We start from the raw sequence: 17,744 nt of genomic DNA on the forward strand, positions 1-17,744 counted from the left end.
GGTGATGGCGCTACCCCTGGCCGTGGCACCCAGTGGCTGTGTCATGCGGCGTGGTCGCACCGGTTCCGAAGCGTGCCCGGCGGGCGCTCAGTGTCCGTGTCGGCCGTACTGGTCACGTACGACATCCACCACACAATGCGACTTGGGGGGCTCCCGGAAGAATGTCCGTCCCGGACGGGGACACGAGGCACCTCGCCATGGTGGGGTCGGGTGCAGACTTGAGATTAACACTACCGGATCCAACAAACATTCCCCCTCTCGAAATCCGGCAACCATGTGTCAGGTGGCGAGCGGAAGCACGCTCGCGCCCTGCTGGTCCAGGCTCAGCCGGTTGGCCGCCCAGTCCGTTCCGGCCAGCGCCTCGACCTTGTCGGCCGTGTCGGCGTCGGCCAGTGCCATCACCGTGGGTCCGGCACCCGAGATCACCGCGGGGATGCCGTCGCCGCGCAGGCGTTCCACCAGTGCCGCGCTCTCCGGCATGGCCGGCGCGCGGTACTCCTGGTGCAGCCGGTCCTCGGTGGCCGGCAGGAGCAGTTCGGGACGCCGGGTGAGTGCCTCGACGAGCAGCGCGGCGCGGCCCGCGTTGGCCGCCGCGTCGACGTGCGGGACGGTGCGCGGGAGCAGTCCGCGCGCGGTCTCCGTCAGCACCGGCTTTCCCGGTACGAAAACCACCGGAACGATGGAATCGGCGGGCTCCATCCTGATGGCCCGAGCGGCGCCGGAATCCATCCAGGACAGCGTGAAGCCGCCCAGCAGACAGGCCGCGACATTGTCGGGGTGGCCCTCGATCTCGGTGGCCAGGTCGAGCAGCGCGGCGTCGTCGAGGCGGGCCTCGCCGCCTATGGTCACCGCGCGCGCGGCGACGATGCCCGCGCAGATGGCGGCGGAGGAGGAGCCGAGGCCGCGGCCGTGCGGGATGCGGTTGGCGCAGACGATCTCCAGGCCGCGCGGCTGTCCGCCCAGGATGTCGAAGGCGGTGCGCAGGGAGCGGACGAGGAGGTGCTTCTCGTCGCGCGGCAGCGTCTCGCTGCCCTCACCCGCGATGTCGACGTGCAGCCCGGAGTCGGCCACCCGGACGACCACGTCGTCGTAGAGACCCAGCGCGAGGCCGAGGGCGTCGAAACCCGGGCCGAGGTTGGCGCTGGTGGCGGGGACGCGCACCCTGACGGCGGCGGCGCGGAACGCTGGACCGGCCATCGCTCGATGACTCTCCTTGAGCTGCGTGACTGTCTTGAGCTGCGGTGACTGTTGTGGACTGCGTGAGTGTCTGTGGACTGCGTGAGTGTCTCGGACTGCGTGCTCGTCGAACGACCTCCGACGAGCTACCGAACCCTCGGGATCGCCGCTGCCTGCCCAACGGCCGACCACTGCCGGTCGCTCCCTACCGCGGAGACGGCGCGGCACCGCGGCATATGCGGTGGGCGGGTTCGGTACAGCCTATCGAAGGAAGGTTCTGTGGCGACATAGGGCGCACAGGAGGCGCACGATGCGTGTCGTAAGCCCCTTGTGCACCCCCCGTCGATGACTTTCCCGGCCAAGCGCCGCTTACGCCCTCTCCTTGCGCTGGGCGCGTCGGATCGCGGGCCGGGCCCGGGTCCCCGGCAGGTGGCGGCCGGGGAGGCCGCTCAGGCCAGGCCGAGCCGCTCGGCCGCCGTCGCCGCGTCGACCGGGACGGTGACCGGCTGCGGGGCGCCGGCGACGGCCCAGTCCGGGTCCTTGAGGCCGTTGCCGGTGACGGTGCACACGATCTTCTGCCCCGGATCGACCCTGCCCTGCTCGGCCGCCTTCAGCAGACCGGCCACCGACGCGGCGGACGCGGGCTCCACGAAGACGCCCTCCTGCGAGGCCAACAGCCGGTAGGCGCGCAGGATCTCACGGTCCGTCACCTCGTCGATGGCCCCGCCGGACTCGTCCCGCGCGGCGAGCGCGAAGTTCCAGGAGGCGGGGTTGCCGATGCGGATGGCGGTGGCGATGGTCGACGGGTCCTTGACGACCTCGCCGCGCACGATCGGGGCGCTGCCGGAGGCCTGGAAGCCCCACATGCGGGGCGTCCTGGTGGCGAGCCCGTCGGCGGCGTACTCCTTGTACCCCTTCCAGTACGCGGTGATGTTGCCCGCGTTGCCGACCGGCAGGACGTGGATGTCGGGGGCGTCGCCGAGCATGTCCACGATCTCGAAGGCGGCCGTCTTCTGCCCCTCGATACGCACCGGGTTGACCGAATTGACCAGCGCCACGGGGTAGTTGTCGCTCAGCGCGCGGGCCAGCGTGAGGCAGTCGTCGAAGTTGCCGGCGACCTGGAGGATCTTCGCGCCGTGCACGAGGGCCTGGCCCATCTTGCCGAGCGCGATCTTGCCCTGCGGCACCAGCACGGCGGAGACCATGCCCGCCCGCACGCCGTAGGCGGCGGCACTCGCGGAGGTGTTTCCGGTGGACGCGCAGATGACGGCCTGCGCGCCCTCCTCCTTGGCCCTGCTGATGGCCATGGTCATGCCGCGGTCCTTGAAGGACCCGGTGGGGTTCGCCCCCTCGACCTTGAGGTGGACCTCGCAGCCCGTGCGCTCGGAGAGCACCTGCGCGGGCACGAGCGGCGTGCCGCCCTCGCGGAGCGTCACGACGGGCGTGCCGGCGGAGACGGGCAGCCGGTCCCGGTACTCCTCGATGATTCCGCGCCACTGGTGGGTCATTGCTGGTTACTCTCCTTCAACCCGCATGATGCTGGCGACACCCCGCACGGTGTCGAGCTTGCGCAGCGCCTCGACCGTACCGCCGAGGGCGGCGTCGGACGCGCGATGGGTGACGACGACGAGGGAGGCCTCGCCGTCCTTGCCGGACTGCCGCACGGTGTCGATGGAGACACCGTGCTCCGCGAACACGGTCGCGACCTGGGCGAGCACGCCCGGTTTGTCGGCCACGTCGAGGCTGATGTGGTAGCGGGTGACGACATCGCCCATCGGCGAGACGGGCAGTGCGGCGTACGCGGACTCGCCGGGTCCGGTCGCGCCGCCCAGCCGGTTGCGGCAGACGGCGACCAGGTCGCCGAGCACGGCGGACGCGGTGGGCGAGCCGCCGGCGCCGGGACCGTAGAACATGAGCTGCCCGGCAGCGTCGGACTCGACGAACACCGCGTTGTAGGCCTCGCGCACATTGGCCAGCGGATGGCTGAGCGGGATCATCGCGGGGTGGACGCGCGCGGTGACCGACGCCCCGTCCACGGCCCGCTCGCAGATGGCGAGGAGCTTGATGGTGCAGCCCATCTCCTTGGCGGAGGCGAAGTCGGCGGCGGTGACCTCGGTCATGCCCTCGCGGTAGACGTCGTCGAGGCGCACGCGCGTGTGGAAGGCGATCCCGGCGAGGATGGCGGCCTTGGCGGCGGCGTCGAAGCCCTCCACGTCGGCGGTCGGGTCGGCCTCGGCGTACCCGAGGGCGGTGGCCTCGTCGAGGGCCTCCTGATAGCCCGCCCCGGTGCTGTCCATGGCGTCGAGGATGAAGTTGGTCGTGCCGTTGACGATGCCGAGCACCCGGTTCACCTCGTCGCCGGCGAGGGATTCGCGCAGCGGCCGGATCAGCGGGATGGCACCGGCGACGGCGGCCTCGTAGTACAGGTCCCTGCCGTGCTCGTCGGCGGCGGCGTGCAGGGCCGCGCCGTCCTGGGCGATCAGGGCCTTGTTGGCGGAGACGACGGAGGCGCCGTGCGCGAAGGCGGTGGTGATGAGGGTCCGGGCGGGCTCGATGCCGCCGATGACCTCGACGACGACGTCGATGTCCCCGCGCTTGACGAGCGCGGTGGCGTCGGCGGTGACGAGGCCCGGGTCGATGCCCTCGCGCATCTTGTCGGGCCGCCGTACGGCGACACCGGCGAGTTCCACGGGGGCCCCGATCCGGGCGGCGAGGTCGTCGGCGTGCGTCGTCATGATGCGCGCCACCTCTGAGCCGACCACTCCACAGCCCAGCAGCGCCACCTTCAGCGGACGCGTACGCATCATCCGACCTCGTTTCCTCATACCGTCTGCGGTTGGACCAGTCTCACGCACCGGACGGGATTTTCTGCCTTTCGTCCGGATCGTGAGACGTTTATTTCATTTTCAGATGAGGTGCGAGCCGGAAGATCTTCGCCCCGCCGCCCGCTCCTCCCCCGCCCGCCCGGCGTCACCCGACGTCGAGACGGAGCAGATCCTCCTCGGTCTCACGCCGTACGAGGACCCGCGCCGCGCCGTCCCGCACGGCGACGACGGGCGGACGCAGCGCGTGGTTGTAGTTGCTGGCCATGGAACGGCAGTACGCCCCGGTCGCGGGTACGGCGAGGAGGTCACCGGGTGCCAGGTCGCTCGGCAGGAAGGCGTCCTTGACCACGATGTCCCCGCTCTCGCAGTGCTTGCCGACGACGCGCACGAGCATCGGCTCGGCGTCGGAGGTGCGCGAGGCGAGGGTGACGCTGTACTCGGCGTCGTACAGCGCGGTGCGGATGTTGTCCGACATGCCGCCGTCGACGGAGACGTAGGTGCGCAGCCCGTCGAGGGGCTTGACGGTGCCGACCTCGTAGAGCGTGAAGGCGGTGGGCCCGACGATGGCGCGCCCCGGCTCGACGGAGATGCGCGGTGTGCGCAGCCGCGCGCCCTCGCACTCCCGCGTCACGATCTCGGTCAGCGCCTTGGCGATCTCGTGCGGCTCACGGGGGTCGTCGTCGCTCGTGTACGCGATCCCGAGCCCGCCCCCGAGGTCGATCTCGGGCAGCTCGACGCCGTGCTCGTCGCGAATGTCCTTGAGCAGCCCGACCACGCGGTGGGCGGCGACCTCGAACCCCGACAGGTCGAAGATCTGCGAGCCGATGTGGGAGTGGATCCCGATGACCTCGATCCCGTCGAGCTGCAGGGCCCGGCGCACGGCCTCCGCCGCCTGTCCGTCGGCGAGCGGGATGCCGAACTTCTGGTCCTCGTGGGCGGTGGCGATGAACTCGTGCGTGTGCGCCTCGACGCCGACGGTGACCCGGATCTGCACGCGCTGCCGCGTGCCGAGGGCCTGGGCGGTGTGGGCGACGCGCACGATCTCCTGGAAGGAGTCGAGCACGATCCGCCCGACCCCGGCGCGGACGGCGCGCTCGATCTCCTGCGGTGACTTGTTGTTGCCGTGGAAGGCGATGCGGTCGGCGGGCATCCCGGCGGAGAGCGCGGTGGCCAGCTCCCCTCCCGAGCACACGTCCAGGTTCAGCCCCTCCTCGTCCAGCCAGCGCACGACGGCCCGGGACAGGAATGCCTTGCCCGCGTAGAACACGTCGGCGCCGGCGCCGAAGGCGGTACGCCAGGCCCGTGCCCGGGACCGGAAGTCGGCCTCGTCGAGGACGTAGGCGGGGGTGCCGTACTCCTCGGCGAGCCGGGTGACGGCGATCCCGCCGACGGTGACGGCACCGTCGGCGTCCCGCGTGACGGTCTCGGCCCAGACCTTCGGGTCGAGGGCGTTCAGATCGGCGGCCGGGGCGGAGTAGTGCCCCTCGGGGAGGACATCGGCGTGGCGGGGCCCGGCGGGGTGTGCGGAACGGCTCATTTCTTCGCTGGCTCTCTCGCTGGCTTCACAGGTGGTCGGGTGCGTCGATACCGAGCAGGGTCAGGCCGCCGGCCAGCACCGTCCCGGCGGCTTCGGCGAGCGCGAGCCGGGCACGGTGGGCGGCCGAGGGTTTCTCCCCACCGCGGGGCAGCACGGTGGGCAGGAAGGGCAGCGCGGCGTCGGCGACGTCGACGAGATGCCGGGCGAGTCGGTCGGGGGCGCGGTGCGCCGCGGCGGCGGCGAGGACGCGGGGGTGGTCGGCGAGGGCGACGAGGAGGTCCTGCGCGCCGGAGACGGGGCCGGGTAGGGCCGCGAAGCCGAGATCGGCGGCGTTGCGGGCGAGGGCGCGGGTGCGGGCGTGGGCGTACCGCACGCGGAAGAGGGGGTTGCTCTCGCGCTGGACGAGGTGGTCGGGGGTGATCCGGGGCCGGTCGTGGGCGGCGGGGTGGAGCAGGGCCCAGCGCCCGGCGTCGCGCCCGAGGCGGAGGGGGTCGCCGGGGGCGGGAACGGGCCGGACGTCAACAGGCGGCTCGGGCGGCTCCGCGGGCGCGGGTCCGACGGCGTCGACGTGTGCGCCGAGGACGGTGTCCCACTCCGCGTCGAAGGCCTCGGCGGAGGTACGCACGAGGGCGCCACGGGCGCGCAGGATCCGGGCGGCGGCCTGGGCGACGACGACGGCGCGGAGGTCGTGGGGGCAGTGCAGCTGTACGACGCGACCGTCGGGCCCTTCGTGCCCGTACTGTGCGCCGAGCCGCAGGATCTCCTCGACGAGGCCGGCGGGGGCGGTGCGGTGGAGGCTGATGTTGAGGAACCCGGGCCCGGTGAGGACGACGTCGGTGATGCCGTCGGTGCGGACGAGATACGTCCGCAGCACCTCGGCGACCCGACGGGGGGCCTGCCCGGCCGGCCGGGCGAGCTGGAGGGCGATGCCCGTGGCGTAGTCCCCGCACCCTCCGGGCCCCGGCGGCGCAACACCGACCCGCTCCGGCACGCCCACGTCCAGCTCCCCCGCGTCGACGGCACACCGCACGGCGTGCAGCACGGTACGGGAGAGTTCTACGGGGGTCACGGGTCAAGCGTATGGGAGAAGGGAGGTGGCCGGCGGCCCGGCTCTCTCCGTATGGCATTGGCACGCACTGATGGCGACCAACGGGCCGGGAGTCACGGGAGTCATGGGGGCCACGAGCCACGGACCGCAAGCCACGGGCCGAACCACGGTCCACAGACCACCGATCAAACCGGAACCGGCGACTGGGCCCGAGCCCCGGCCGGGGATCAAGCCTGAGCCGGGAATTCACTCTCCCCCGTGAGACCACCGAATAACCGCGGTATGGAACCCGAGGACGGCCCCGCCCCCTCATCCCTCCCCGCGGCACCGACGCCACTGCCCCTGCGCTCGACGAGCTGCCGTACGAGGCCGATGAGTTCGGCAGGCTCGAACGGCTTGGAGAGGAAGACGTCCGCCCCGGCATCGAACCCGGCGTCGACCTCGTACTGCGTACAGGCACTGATGATGGCGATCGGGAGGTCTCGGGTACGCGGATCGGCACGCAGCCGGACAGCGGTCCCGACCCCGTCCAACCGGGGCATGACCATGTCCAGCGTGACGGCGTCGGGCCGCACCTGATGGACGACTTCCAGACACTCGGCACCATCGGCCGCGGTCACGACCTCGAAGCCCTCCAGCTCGAGATTGACCCTGATCAGCTGCCGGATGACCTTGTTGTCGTCCACAACAAGAACCCGGCCAGACGCCCTAGGCACAACTCGAGAGTAGGTCGGGACCGGCCACCGCGTCCGGGTTTTCCCCACTTCCACCCCCTGCGGGGGACAACGCCCCTGCGACCGACGCCACGACCCGCGAAAACCCGTTCATGACCACCCCGACCAAGCTGGTAGTGTTCTACCCGTCGCCGCGAGCAACACCCACCGCGCCAGACACGCCCCCGTAGCTCAGGGGATAGAGCAACGGCCTCCGGAGCCGTGTGCGCAGGTTCGAATCCTGCCGGGGGCACCTTGGATTAGGTGCCCAAAGACCCCGCCACCAGCGCTTTCGCTGAGGACGGGGTCTTCGCGTACGTGCAGGCGTTTGCCAGTGACCACGTTGTAATAGCGTGCTGATCTTCGGATCCCCGATGGTGCGGTACTTGCGTACGATGCCAGCGGAACCCCGTCGATGACGGTCTCGAGTGCGAACTGCACATAACGCAGGTAGCCGCGGACGTCCTCACAGCTCTCACAGCGTGCTCAGAGCCAGTTCCGCGCCATCCAGCATCGTAGGAAAGTTTCACCAGCGTCCTGTAGCGGGCGCGCACTTCTATGTCCCCGATCAAGGGCCCCCGACTCGGGCTCCTAACGGCTTGGCTGACGAAGTCGCTTGAGTCCCCCACGCCTTTTCGCTCACCTGTCAGGAAACCGACGCTTGCCCCCGCGAGCAGCCGGAGCACCGCACAGTGACATCCCGCATACTCCAGTATGCTTGCCCTATGTCCTCAACGACTCGCATCACCGTCACGCTTCCCAGCGACCAGGTGGCGCAGCTCCGCAAGCTCACGGACAACGTCTCCGGCTACGTTGCGGAAGCCGTAGCCCGCCAGATCCGGCACCAGCTCCTGGGCGAGGACCTCCGCCGCCATGAGGAGGAGCACGGACCCTTCAGCGACGAGGAGCTCGCCGAGGCACGCTCGAAGATCTTCGGCTCCGCCGACCCCTCCAGGAACACGGACGCCGCGTGAGCGAGCGCATCGAGACCGTCGTCCTGGACTCGGAAGGGCTGTCCGCCTGGATCGCGCAGGACCGCAAGCTCCTCGCGATGCTGCAGGTCTTCCACGATATGGGGGCCGACCTCGTGATCGGGGCGAACACCATCGCGGAAGCCAGCCACTCCCGCACCAACATGCCTCGCCTGAACTGGGCCCTGTCCCGGATCAAGGTGGAGCCTGTCACCGAGCAGGCGGCGAAAGCGGCAGCGGAGCTGCTCAAAGGTGCCGGACTGCACGGGCACAAGTACGCCATCGACGCCACGGTCGCCGAGGCCGCGCTCCGCCAGCCGAAACCCGTCGCCATCCTGACCTCCGACAGCGACGACATGGCCAAGCTCTGCGGCGACCAACTCCGCATCGTTCCTCTCTGAACGGTTGGCCCACTCTGAGCACGCACCTTGGCAGGTTCCGTCGCACCGCCAGCCCTCGTGCCCCGTCCGTGCCAAGCAGAACGGTCCAAGCACCGTTGATTCCCAAGCTCAGAGCGCGAGTTCGATTCTCGTCACCCGCTCCACGACCCCCAGGCCAACGGCTGCCTCATCGGCGCGTTCAATGGCTCGTCCTCGCCAGCGCGGGGGGCAGACCACGACAATGACCATGTCGTCCGGATCGTCGGGTCCATCCTCGCAGGCGCGGGGAGCAGATGCACGAGGCGGCTCTGCTCACGGCGGGGCTGGGTCCATCCTCGCAGGCGCGGGGAGCAGTGGGTGCAGTCCGAGGGTGCGATCTACCAAATGGGTCCATCCTCGCAGGCGCGGGGAGCAGCAACGCGGTCACCCAGTACACGAGTCGGACGCGGGTCCATCCTCGCAGGCGCGGGGAGCAGTCGACGCCAGCGCCCTGCCGGCCGGCATCCGGTTCGCCGCCCAGGGTCCATCCTCGCAGGCGCGGGGAGCAGAGCTGGTCCCAGTCGCGGGGCTGGGCGGGGACGGGTCCATCCTCGCAGGCGCGGGGAGCAGGCCACTTGGAGCTGGGAGCCCAGCCTCTTGGTGGGTCCATCCTCGCAGGCGCGGGGAGCAGACTACCTGACCAGCAAGTTTCCTAGCGAGCAAGGCAGTTTTGAACCAACTGCAACGAGAGCAAGAAGTGAAATAAGCCGACCAAATAGTGGTACGCAAGTCTCCAGCGAACAGATTACGGCACCAAATAGACCGCCCCCAGCCTTTGCACCCGAGATCCCGAAACGTCATGCGGGCCGAGTTGGCCTGGTGCGAGGTGGTGGACCCCGATACCTTCCTTGCCCTGCGCCACTTCCGCACTACACGCAACAACGTCCTGCGGTCAGTCACGGCCGGGCACCGCGTTGACGGCTCAGCCGCTGCTGGACACGAGTCCCGCCCGACCAGCGGGGGAACCGCAAGGGCACCCGTCGTTCCCAAGCTCAGGGCGCACTGCCGTCTTCGCTGACGCGTAGGTCTTCTCGCATGCGTGCCCGAAGTGCGGCAAGGGCATCGTCATACGTTCGGCGTGACTCCAGGTACACGGGATCGGTGACCAGGACTCCCTCCATCACCCGGTCGCGGAGGTCTCTCAGACGGCGGAAAGCTTCCTCCGAGGCCGCCACGACGCGGCTGGGTGCGCTGATGGTCATCTGGTATCTCATGCCGATGCACGGTCCGAAGGCTTCGCGAGCCGTGGTGCGGCGCGTCGAGGGTTCCATGTCCGGGTCTCGGGCCATGTTGCCGCAGGCGTGACGAGCCTCCGACAGGCCGGCCAGGTAGTCCCCGTACAGGGTGCGGCGTGCTTGGGTCTCGCGATCCGAGCGCTCCCGTTTCCAGCGTTGACGGTCCAGGAGCATGGTGGATCCTGTGGCGATCGCCGCGCCCACTATGGTGCTGATCAAAGTGGCCCACTGCATGGGCTGACCGTAGCCACCGCCGCGGCACGTACCGGCCCGGCCCCGCGTCGCGACCCCGGGTCGCAGGCCGGGAGTTGCGGTGAAGGCCGGCGAGCCCGTGATGGTCGTCAGGGCAGCCACGTGCCGGATCGCATGATGACTCTTCCGGGTAGTTCTGGCGTGCCGCGCCATGCGCGCACTGTCTTCGGGGTGACGCGTATGTACAGGAAGGGGTCCTCTTCCTCGCGTGGGTCCCAGCCGAGTTTTTCGGTGAAGGCCTTCGTCGCGTGGTCGGGGGTTTGCTGGGGCGGGAAGAGCTGCGCCTCGCCCTGGAGGAGTACCACGTCGAAGGGGTCCGGTAGTGAGAGGTGCACGCGCGGCTGTTTGTGGAGGTTTCGTGCGATCGCCGACGTGGCGCTGGTGGACATCCATACGGCTTGGCCGTCCCACGAGAACCACAGTGGTCGCTGGTGCGGTCCCTGGTCGGGGTGGGAACGTCGACACCCATACGTCCCGCTCGGCGGCGAGCCGCTCCAGGGTGTCGCGCACGCGCTCTGCCGTCGGGCGGCGGGCGGTTCCTGTGGTCCTCATGAGGGGCGACCCTAGCCAAGCGGGTGCGAAGCGCGCCTCGGGCGCGGGACCTACGACCGGCGACCGATGTCCCGGGGCGCCTCGAACGTCTCCCGTCAACGGGCAAACATGCTCGCCCACTCAGGGTGAACTCACCGTTTCGTCGGGTTGGAGTCGGGTGGTTCGGTGCCATCGGAGGCCGATGAGGGCCTGTCGCCCGTACGCTTCGTGGTGTCTACGGCGTCACATAGCGGGCGCCACATCACAGGAGGCAACACCACGTGCTGATTGCTCAGCGTCCCTCGTTGACCGAAGAGGTCGTCGACGAGTTCCGCTCCCGGTTCGTCATCGAGCCGCTGGAGCCGGGCTTCGGTTACACCCTCGGCAACTCTCTGCGCCGTACGCTTCTGTCCTCGATTCCGGGTGCGGCGGTCACGTCGATCCGTATCGACGGTGTCCTGCACGAGTTCACCACCGTGCCGGGCGTCAAGGAGGACGTCACCGACCTGATCCTCAACATCAAGCAGCTCGTCGTCAGCAGTGAGCAGGACGAGCCGGTCGTGATGTACCTGCGCAAGCAGGGTCCGGGTCTGGTCACCGCCGCCGACATCGCGCCTCCGGCCGGTGTCGAGGTGCACAATCCCGACCTCGTCCTGGCCACGCTCAACGGCAAGGGCAAGCTGGAGATGGAGCTGACCGTCGAGCGCGGTCGCGGCTATGTCTCCGCCGTGCAGAACAAGCAGCTCGGTCAGGAGATCGGGCGGATTCCGGTCGACTCGATCTACAGCCCCGTGCTGAAGGTCACGTACAAGGTCGAGGCGACGCGTGTCGAGCAGCGGACCGACTTCGACAAGCTGATCGTCAACGTCGAGACGAAGCAGGCGATGCGTCCGCGCGACGCCATGGCGTCGGCCGGCAAGACCCTGGTCGAGCTGTTCGGTCTCGCCCGCGAGCTGAACATCGACGCCGAGGGCATCGACATGGGCCCGTCCCCGGTCGACGCCGCGCTCGCCGCCGATCTGGTCATGCCGATCGAGGAACTCGACCTCACCGTCCGGTCGTACAACTGCCTCAAGCGCGAGGGCGTCCACTCCGTGGGTGAGCTGGTGACCCGCTCGGAGGCCGACCTCCTCAACGTCCGCAACTTCGGCGCCAAGTCGATCGACGAGGTCAAGGCCAAGCTCGCCGGTCTGGGGCTGGGGCTCAAGGACAGTCCGCCCGGATTCGACGCGCCCGCCGCCGCCATCGGCGCGGACAACGACGCGGACGCCGGGTTCGTGGAGACCGAGCAGTACTGAAGGTGCGCCGCGCGCCGTGGACGGGGCGTGCGAGCCACGCCCGCTCCTCCGTCTCGGCGTCCGGGCGAGACGTACTGGGTCGACACCCGTTCCCGGCCGCGGGCAACTCCCCGCGACGCGGACCGCGGTCGATGTCCCGTTGGCCCGGTTTCTCGCCGGGTACCGCCGGCAGAGGGGTGTGGACGTGGCGTGGTCTCTCTACTATTCTGAAAATCCAACTAGTTGAGAAGCGGGCACGGAAGCGCGGGAAGACACGATGCGGGAGTTCGGTTCCGCGTGGCTGCGGGCGGTCCTGCCGCTCTGCCTGCTCGGGCTGCTGGAGCGGGGCGAGAGCTACGGCTACGCGCTGTTGCAGCAGTTGAGCGAGGCCGGCTTCGCGCCGGTCAAGGCGGCGACCCTCTACCCGGCGTTGAACAAGCTGGAGGAAGAGGGTGCCGTCGAGATCCGGTGGAGTGCCGGTGAGGGCGGGCCGGGACGTAAGTACTACCGCCTCACCGAGGCCGGGCGGGAACGGCTGGCCGGTGAGTACCGCGCCTGGCGGGAGTTGGGTGCCGTGGTGGACGACCTGGTGCCGCGAACGGTACCGAGGAGCGGGGAGGACTCATGAAGCGCGGCGACGAGCGGCAGCGCCTTGTCTGGCCGTCCGAGGAGGACGAGGCGTGGGCCGACCGGTTCACCTTCGCCCTGCTCCGGTACCACAGCGCAACCGGCGGGCTGCGGGAGCGCGTTCTCGCGGAGGTCCACGAGATGGCCGTCGAATCCGGGGTGCCCGTCCGGGAGTTGGCCGGTGACCCCGACGCGTACGCCGCCACGGTCGCGGCCGAGCGGGTCGACGAGGCTCACCGCGGCGACCTCGACCTGGGTGACTTCACGCCGGGGGCGCGCTTCGTCGCCGCCTTGTCGCTGACGGGTGGTCAGGCGGTGCTGTTCGGCGTGTTCCTGTGGTTCAGCGAGGGGTTCTGGCTTTCGGTCGGCTGGGCCTCGGGGGGTGCCGCGGCCCTGCTGGGCGTGCTGCTCGTGGTCGTGGTCGGGGTCATTCCCGAGTTGCGGGGCGCGGGGCGGGTACGGGCCGCCCGGATCGCCATGGGCTGCGTGCCGGTGCTGGTGGTGGCCGCGGCCGTCGGGTTCACCGCCGTACCGCGAGGGCCTCAAGTGTCCGTGCCCGCGGCTGCCTTGGTGCTTCTCGGGGTGCTGTTCGCGGTGCTGGCGTGGTGCGTGCCGGAGGCGGCGGTCGGGCGTTGGTTCGCCGGGCGGCCCGCGGCTGACGTGCCGCTGTCCGACGACGCGTGGCTGGCGCGGTTCGCGGGGCTGCTGCGGGGGCGGCACGGGTACTCCCCGCGGGAGGCGCAGCGTTACGTCGACGAGGCGCGGGACCATCTCGGGGCCTCGGGGCGCGGTGCGGCCGAGGAGTTCGGCCGGCCGGAGATCTACGCGGTGCGGCTGGCCGAGGGGGCCGGCCGGCCCCGGCGCGCGGCACGGGCGTTGCTGCGGCCTCAGCTGCTGTTCGGCGCCTGTCTGTGCTGGTACGCCTTCGACCTGGTCAGCGACCCGCGGCCGGAGTCCTCCTGGTTCTGGGCCCAGGTCGCCCTGCTGGCCGTCGCCGCCTGGGGATCGTCGTCGCTGCTGCGGACGTACTGGCGGGACGGGGCGGCGCGGAAGGCCGCGTGAGCCGGTGCCGCCGGGGGCCGGGACGTGGGGCCGAGTCGCGCAGGGCGACCTGGGCGCCGTGCGACGCGAGGGACTCGGCCCGGGGCCGTGCGCTCGGGCTCGCCCTCGCGTCCTTGCGGATCGGGGCCAGTACGACCACGCGCGCGCAGTCGTCGACGAGGTCGGCGTCGAAGGCGGTCGGTTCGCCGGTGAGCGCGCCCGTACAGTCCTCCTCGGCCGGTCCCGGGTCGGCAGGTGGGCGCCGATGGCGTCGAGGACCTTGGTGCCGGGGAAGTCGCGCACGGCGAGCGCGAGTCGGCCGATGCGCTTCACGACCGTCTCCGGGGCGCGTGAACCCAGCGCGGCTCAGAGGTACTTAGCCGTCACGGCGAGGGCGAGGTCCACGTCCGGCACGACCCGCTCACGGTTGACCCGCTCCGTGTACAGGTCGGCCACGGCCGCGCCAGTGGCCAGGTCCAGCGCGAGCAGCGAACCGGCCGACGTGCCGGCGAGGACATCGGCGGCTTCGAGGTGCACCCGAGCCTCGACCAGTCCCGCCGGCGCGCCGGCCTGCCATCCGTAGGCGGTCAGGCCGCCGGGCGCCAGTGCCGTGTTCGCCCTGGCCAGGGGCCACTCCCCGCTTCGGCTTCGCCCGTGACGCCCGCAGGTAGGCGGGGAGTGGTCCACGTTTGGTGGGTGGGGCGCTCACACCCGGGCGAGTACCGTCCTCACGACCTGGCGCAGCATCGCCTCCGGGTCCGGGGCCGGGCCCGGGGAGCGCCACGCAACGAAGCCGTCGGGGCGGATCAGGACCGCACCGGCGCGGGTCACTCCGTGGGTCCTGGCCCAGTCGGCGCCCTCGTCGTCCGGGATCAGGTCGGCCTCCGGTGTCCCGCCAAGGCGGTACAACGTCAGCGGGACCCGCAGCTCGGCCGCCAGGCGCGTCGCCGCCTCGTGCCAGCCGATGGGGCGGGCCGCGTCGCTGAGCAGCACCAGGGAGTTCTCGTAGAGGTCGAGGGTGGAGATACGGGCGTCGCCCCGGCGGAGCCACAGGTGGGGCGCCCTGCTGCCGGGAGCGCCGGTGAGGTCGAGGCCCTCCGGCACCACGGGGGTCGCCGGGTCGGCGCCGACCACCGCGCCCTGGGGGTAGCGGTAGCCGAGGGCGACGTTGAGGACTCCGCGCCGGGGGGCGCCGCCGGGGGTGCCCCCACGGCCTCCGGCCGGGCCGCTCCCGGGGCCTTCGGCCAGTCCATACCCGGGCTCACCGGAGCCAGCACCCCCCGGACCGCCCCCGAACCCGCCCCCGAAAGCCGGTGGCGGTGCGAAGCCCGGGTGGCTGTGTTCCGCCGAGCGGGCGGCGGCTCGGGCGCTGGTGGCCTCGGCGACCGGGCGGCGTTCCGTGTCGTATGTGTCGAGGAGGCCGTCGCCCGCCCAGCCCTCCAGGACCGCGGCCAGTTTCCAGGCGAGGTTGTGGGCGTCCTGGATGCCGGTGTTGGAGCCGAAGGCGCCGGTGGGGGACATCTCGTGGGCCGAGTCGCCGGCGAGGAGGACGCGGCCGGAGCGGTAGCTGCGGGCGACGCGCTGGGCGGCGTGCCAGGGGGCCTTGCCGGTGATCTCGATGTCGAGGTCCGGGTCGCCGACCGCACGGCGGATGTGGGCGGCGCAGCGCTCGTCGGTGAAGTCCTCGACGGTCTCGCCCTGTTCGGGGTGCCAGGGGGCGTGGAAGACCCAGTTCTCGCGGTTGTCCACGGGCAGCAGGGCGCCGTCGGCGTCCTCGCCGGTCAGGTAGCAGACGATGAAGCGGCGTTCGCCCACGACATCGGCGAGGCGGCGGGAGCGGAAGGTGACGCTGACGTTGTGGAAGAGGTCGCCGGGGCCGCTCTGGCCGATGCCGAGCTGCTCGCGGACGGGGCTGCGGGGGCCGTCGGCGGCGACCAGGTAGTCGGCGCGGATGGTGGTGTGCTCGCCGGTCTCCCGGCTCTTCACGATCGCCGTGACGCCCTCGGTGTCGGCCTCGAACGACAGCAGTTCGGTGCCGAAGCGCAGGTCGCCGCCGAGATTCGTGGCGTGGGCGAGGAGTTCGGGTTCGAGGTCGTTCTGGCTGCACAGGCACCATGAGCTGGGGCTGAGCCGGGCCAGCCCATTGCCGGGGTCGATCTGCCTGAACAGCCACTCCCCCGCGTCGCCGGTCAGCGCGGGCGTCTGGAGGATGCCGTGGTTGTCGGTCAGGGTGGCGGCGGCCCGCCGGATGCCGGGCTCGGCGCCGGCCACCCGGAAGATCTCCATCGTGCGGACGTTGTTGCCGCGACCGCGGGGATGGATGGAGGTGCCGACGTGGCGCTCCACGAGGGTGTGCCGGACGCCCAGCCGCCCCAGGAACACCGAGGTCGACAGGCCCACCAGGGATCCGCCGACGACGAGGACCGGGACGCGGTGGACCCCGGGGGCGGCTCGGCCGGACCGGTCGGCTCTTTCGTTCATCGCTGTTCGTCCTCCGTTGTGATCCGTTGTGATCCGTTGTGACAGGCCTTCGGGTCGGACCGTGATCGCGTGACTCGCCCCGCGACAGGTGTGCGCCGGGACCCTCATGCATGCCCCGTACGGCCCGACGAGGCCCGCGGCGGCTCAGGCTTCACCCGCTTAACCCTCCTGGTTCGCGGTCCCCGCGGGCACGGACCACGATCGTGCTTACGCGACCGTCGCACCCCGCCGGCATGGCGCGTGCCGCGGCGATCGCCCCCAGTCCACGACGAAGTTCCCCGGAGAAGAGGTGGACCGGATGACGGTCTCTCCAGTCGTAGCGACGGATGCCGCGACCACGGGCGCCACGGGCGCCACGGACGTTCCCGACGCCACGGCGAGGTCGGCCGACGTGTCCGCGGACGCGGGCGGCGTGTCGATATCCGCGTTCGACGGATCCCGTGTGCGGGTCGTCCTGATGCTGGACGTCCACGACGGGATGCAGCAGGAGTTCCTGGACGCCTACGAGCGCATCCGCGACCGGGTCGCCGCCGTGCCGGGACACGTCAGCGACCAGCTGTGCCAGTCCCTGGAGAACCCCACCCAATGGCTGCTCACCAGCGAATGGGAGAGCGCGGCGCCCTTCCTGGCCTGGGTCAACAGCGACGAGCACCTGGACACCGTCGAGCCCTTGCAGGACTGCGTCCGCGACACCCGCTCCCTGCGCTACAGCGTCCTTCGGGAGACCGCAGGTGAACAGGCCGCCGCCGGTGAGCCGCGGTCCGCTCCCCGGATCGGGGACAACGTCGTCCGGCACGCCCTGACCTTCACCGTGCGGCCCGGCAGCGAGACCGAGGTGGCCCGGCTGCTGTCCGACTACGCGTCGCCCGAGGCCCGCGTCGACGACTCCACGCGGCTGCTGCGCACCTCGCTCTTCCTGCACGGCAACCGGGTCGTGCGGGCCGTGGAGGTGCGGGGCGACTTGCAGGCCGCGCTGCGCCACGTCGCCCGGCAGCCGGAGGTGCGGGCCGTCGAGGAGGCCCTAGACCCGTATCTGGAGCAGGACCGGGATCTTCGCGACCCGCGGTCCGCGCGACGTTTCTTCACCCGGGCCGCGATGCCGGCCGTGCACCACGTGACGAGCCGCGGCCGGGCCGGCGCGCGCAGGCATCGGCTGGCGCTGCTCTACCCGGTCCGCACCGGCGCGGGTCCCGAACTGGCCCGGCTGCTGGCCCGCCAGGACGCCGCCGCAGCGCACGCGTCGGACGGCCCGGTCCTGGCCGCCACCGTCTTCCACCGCGACGACCTCGTCGTACGGCTCGTCGACGTGGCCGGCGATCCGGACCATGTGCCCGCGGCCCTGGTCCTGGGCCTGCGCGGAGCCGACGGGTCCAACGGGTCCAACGGGTCCAACGGGTCCGACAGGTCCGGGGGATCCGGTACGGCCGCCGGGGTCACCGGTGCCGAGCGGCTGCTGGACACCGCCGTCTACGGCGTCGAAGGGCCCCTGACCGAGGCCCGCACGCTCTCCCTGCTGCTTGCGCGCGCCCGTATGACGCCCCTGACCGACCGCCGCTCGCCGGCCTCCTGAGCCACACGGCGCACCCCGCGGCCGCACCCCGCGCCGCACCC

15 protein-coding genes, 1 tRNA gene, 1 pseudogene and 1 CRISPR repeat array are annotated in these 17,744 nt (G+C 71.2%); of the genes and pseudogenes, 7 read left to right on the forward strand and 10 right to left on the reverse strand.

Annotated elements, in window-relative coordinates:
- Positions 1-279 precede the first annotated feature (279 nt).
- The 6 genes from thrB to AC4IHM_RS09880 all read right to left on the reverse strand — a co-directional run bounded on the left by thrB (position 280) and on the right by AC4IHM_RS09880 (position 7,302).
- Positions 280-1,197 (reverse strand): homoserine kinase, encoded by a 918-nt coding sequence (gene thrB / locus AC4IHM_RS09855; RefSeq protein ID WP_490866693.1) that lies wholly within the window; start codon positions 1,195-1,197, stop codon positions 280-282.
- A gap of 428 nt (positions 1,198-1,625) precedes the next feature.
- Positions 1,626-2,684: a threonine synthase gene (gene thrC / locus AC4IHM_RS09860; RefSeq protein WP_490866694.1), complete on the reverse strand. Its 1,059-nt coding sequence runs from the start codon at positions 2,682-2,684 to the stop codon at positions 1,626-1,628.
- A gap of 6 nt (positions 2,685-2,690) precedes the next feature.
- The gene (locus AC4IHM_RS09865; RefSeq protein WP_490866695.1) at positions 2,691-3,983 is read right to left on the reverse strand and encodes a homoserine dehydrogenase; all 1,293 of its coding nucleotides are present in this window, start codon (positions 3,981-3,983) and stop codon (positions 2,691-2,693) included.
- A 163-nt stretch (positions 3,984-4,146) separates the two neighbouring features.
- Positions 4,147-5,538 carry a diaminopimelate decarboxylase gene (gene lysA / locus AC4IHM_RS09870; protein WP_490866696.1) on the reverse strand — a complete coding sequence of 464 codons (1,392 nt, stop codon included), beginning with the start codon at positions 5,536-5,538 and terminating at the stop codon, positions 4,147-4,149.
- Positions 5,539-5,563: 25 nt separating this feature from the next.
- On the reverse strand, positions 5,564-6,607 hold the full coding sequence (gene nrtL / locus AC4IHM_RS09875) for an ArgS-related anticodon-binding protein NrtL (RefSeq protein ID WP_490866697.1): 1,044 nt from the start codon (positions 6,605-6,607) through the stop codon (positions 5,564-5,566).
- 206 nt (positions 6,608-6,813) lie between these two features.
- The gene (locus tag AC4IHM_RS09880) at positions 6,814-7,302 is read right to left on the reverse strand and encodes a response regulator (RefSeq protein WP_490866698.1); all 489 of its coding nucleotides are present in this window, start codon (positions 7,300-7,302) and stop codon (positions 6,814-6,816) included.
- Between the two features lie 178 nt (positions 7,303-7,480).
- Here AC4IHM_RS09880 and AC4IHM_RS09885 point away from each other — a divergent pair.
- The 3 genes from AC4IHM_RS09885 to AC4IHM_RS09895 all read left to right on the forward strand — a co-directional run bounded on the left by AC4IHM_RS09885 (position 7,481) and on the right by AC4IHM_RS09895 (position 8,671).
- A tRNA-Arg gene (locus tag AC4IHM_RS09885) sits at positions 7,481-7,552 on the forward strand.
- 472 nt (positions 7,553-8,024) lie between these two features.
- A complete protein-coding gene (locus tag AC4IHM_RS09890) occupies positions 8,025-8,273 on the forward strand; it encodes a type II toxin-antitoxin system CcdA family antitoxin (protein ID WP_490866699.1) in 249 nt (82 codons plus the stop codon).
- Positions 8,270-8,671, forward strand: coding sequence for a DNA-binding protein (locus AC4IHM_RS09895; protein WP_490866700.1), 402 nt, complete (start codon positions 8,270-8,272; stop codon positions 8,669-8,671). The genes AC4IHM_RS09890 and AC4IHM_RS09895 overlap by 4 nt, the downstream gene beginning before the upstream one ends.
- Before the next feature lie 243 nt (positions 8,672-8,914).
- A CRISPR array of direct repeats spans positions 8,915-9,320; the repeat unit is 29 nt; unit sequence GGGTCCATCCTCGCAGGCGCGGGGAGCAG.
- Between the two features lie 361 nt (positions 9,321-9,681).
- Here the strand turns inward: AC4IHM_RS09895 and AC4IHM_RS09900 are convergent.
- Together AC4IHM_RS09900 and AC4IHM_RS09905 are read right to left on the reverse strand one after the other, a co-directional pair.
- A complete protein-coding gene (locus AC4IHM_RS09900; protein ID WP_490866701.1) occupies positions 9,682-10,158 on the reverse strand; it encodes a hypothetical protein in 477 nt (158 codons plus the stop codon).
- 107 nt (positions 10,159-10,265) lie between these two features.
- Positions 10,266-10,728: pseudogene (locus AC4IHM_RS09905) on the reverse strand (pyridoxamine 5'-phosphate oxidase family protein).
- A gap of 260 nt (positions 10,729-10,988) precedes the next feature.
- Between AC4IHM_RS09905 and AC4IHM_RS09910 the strand changes: the two are divergent.
- The 3 genes from AC4IHM_RS09910 to AC4IHM_RS09920 all read left to right on the forward strand — a co-directional run bounded on the left by AC4IHM_RS09910 (position 10,989) and on the right by AC4IHM_RS09920 (position 13,673).
- Positions 10,989-12,005 (forward strand): DNA-directed RNA polymerase subunit alpha, encoded by a 1,017-nt coding sequence (locus tag AC4IHM_RS09910; protein ID WP_490866702.1) that lies wholly within the window; start codon positions 10,989-10,991, stop codon positions 12,003-12,005.
- 256 nt (positions 12,006-12,261) lie between these two features.
- On the forward strand, positions 12,262-12,612 hold the full coding sequence (locus AC4IHM_RS09915; protein ID WP_490866703.1) for a PadR family transcriptional regulator: 351 nt from the start codon (positions 12,262-12,264) through the stop codon (positions 12,610-12,612).
- Positions 12,609-13,673: a hypothetical protein gene (locus AC4IHM_RS09920; RefSeq protein WP_490866704.1), complete on the forward strand. Its 1,065-nt coding sequence runs from the start codon at positions 12,609-12,611 to the stop codon at positions 13,671-13,673. The genes AC4IHM_RS09915 and AC4IHM_RS09920 overlap by 4 nt, the downstream gene beginning before the upstream one ends.
- Positions 13,674-14,018: 345 nt before the next feature.
- Here AC4IHM_RS09920 and AC4IHM_RS09925 read toward each other — a convergent pair whose 3' ends face one another.
- Together AC4IHM_RS09925 and AC4IHM_RS09930 are read right to left on the reverse strand one after the other, a co-directional pair.
- Entirely contained in the window at positions 14,019-14,339 is a 321-nt protein-coding gene (locus AC4IHM_RS09925; protein WP_490866705.1) for a hypothetical protein, read from the reverse strand.
- 18 nt (positions 14,340-14,357) lie between these two features.
- Positions 14,358-16,133 (reverse strand): FAD-dependent oxidoreductase, encoded by a 1,776-nt coding sequence (locus AC4IHM_RS09930; RefSeq protein ID WP_490866706.1) that lies wholly within the window; start codon positions 16,131-16,133, stop codon positions 14,358-14,360.
- A 298-nt stretch (positions 16,134-16,431) separates the two neighbouring features.
- Here AC4IHM_RS09930 and AC4IHM_RS09935 point away from each other — a divergent pair, with 298 nt between their 5' ends.
- A complete protein-coding gene (locus tag AC4IHM_RS09935) occupies positions 16,432-17,703 on the forward strand; it encodes a SchA/CurD-like domain-containing protein (protein WP_490866707.1) in 1,272 nt (423 codons plus the stop codon).
- The last annotated feature ends 41 nt before the right edge of the window (positions 17,704-17,744 follow it).

It is taken from the genome of Streptomyces sp. SL06, from assembly GCF_058244745.1.